Origin of the sequence: Lactobacillus acetotolerans DSM 20749 = JCM 3825 (genome assembly GCF_001436775.1) — a bacterium.
Taxonomy (GTDB): domain Bacteria; phylum Bacillota; class Bacilli; order Lactobacillales; family Lactobacillaceae; genus Lactobacillus; species Lactobacillus acetotolerans.
Genome location: NZ_AYZC01000094.1, coordinates 1 through 1254 on the forward strand (window position 1 = coordinate 1; position 1254 = coordinate 1254).

Annotated in this window: 1 protein-coding gene; it reads left to right on the forward strand. The window is 40.1% G+C overall.

All coding sequences use genetic code 11. The features are described 5' to 3' along the window. A partial coding sequence (locus FC77_RS07625) for an ISL3 family transposase (RefSeq protein WP_156641860.1) occupies positions 1-1251 on the forward strand: 1251 nt, incomplete at its 5' end. Positions 1252-1254: the final 3 nt, after the last annotated feature.

A 1254-nucleotide genomic window follows, 5' to 3' on the forward strand; every position in this document is an offset into this window, starting at 1 on the left:
AAATTTCAACTCAATATAACAGACCCTAATCTCCTGTTTTCTAATTATTATGAGAAATTATGCCATCATAAACAAACTAAGGTTTATGTAGCAGAACTAGTGCAACCAGCTTGCCCGGTTTGCCATTCTTCTACTTTAAAGCACAATGGGCACTATGTTGCTAAAGTACGCTATTTAACCAGCAATGCCAGCCAACCGGTATTATTAGAGTTACATAAGCAAAGAGTAATTTGTTGTTCTTGCGGAAAAAGATCCATGGCCCAAACTGATCTGGTAGGCAAAAGTTGCCGTATCTCTAATGCTAGTAAACTTAAAGTCTTAACAGCTTTAACTACTGACAGGTCAATGACCAGTATTGCGCAAGAAAACAATGTTTCCACCAACACTGTCCAAAGAGTATTAGATAGCCTGGATACCCCGTTTCGGGCACAGGCCACCACCTTGCCGGAGCACTTGGCTTTTGATGAAGTGCGTGGTGTGGGACACAAATTACACTTTATTTGTTTGGATGGAGACAATCACCGGATCATTACCATTCTCAGCGACCGCTTTAAGAAAAGCATTGTTAAATATTTCGAGCAATTCCCAATAACAATCCGCAAGAAAGTCAAAACAGTCTCTTTAGATTTGAATGCTTATTATCAAGCCATTGCTGGGCAGCTATTCCCTAAAGCAGCGGTTGTGATTGACCGCTTCCATCTAGTACAAATGCTTAACCGCTCCTTTAATCAGTTACGGGTGCAGGTAATGAAAAACTTTAATCCCGGCACCTATCCTTACCGCTTGTTAAAGTATTGCTGGAAGCTTTACCTTAAGCCCTATAGTAAATTAGAAAAGAAACAGCCTTATTATAACCAACACCTAAAGGATTACTTAACTCAGGAGCATATTGTTCTGGATGGCTTGGATTTGAATCCTGCACTTAAGCATAGTTATCAAGTATTACAAAATTTTACGGCTGCATTACGCAAGCAGAATGCCCACGCAATGAAAAAGATAATCAATACCACGCAAACCGTTGGAGAAAAGATGCGGGGGACCTTAACCACTTTTAAACATAACCAAACTTCTGTTTTAAATGCCGGTAAGTACCAGTGTTCCAACGGTTGTTTAGAAGGAATTAACCGCAAGATCAAGCAAATTGAGCGGACGGCTTATGGCTACGGTAATTTTGATCATTTAATAGCCCGCATCAAATTGGAAGAGAAAGATGCGGTTTACAAAGAAAAATCCTTAAGCTGTGCAGCTTAAGGG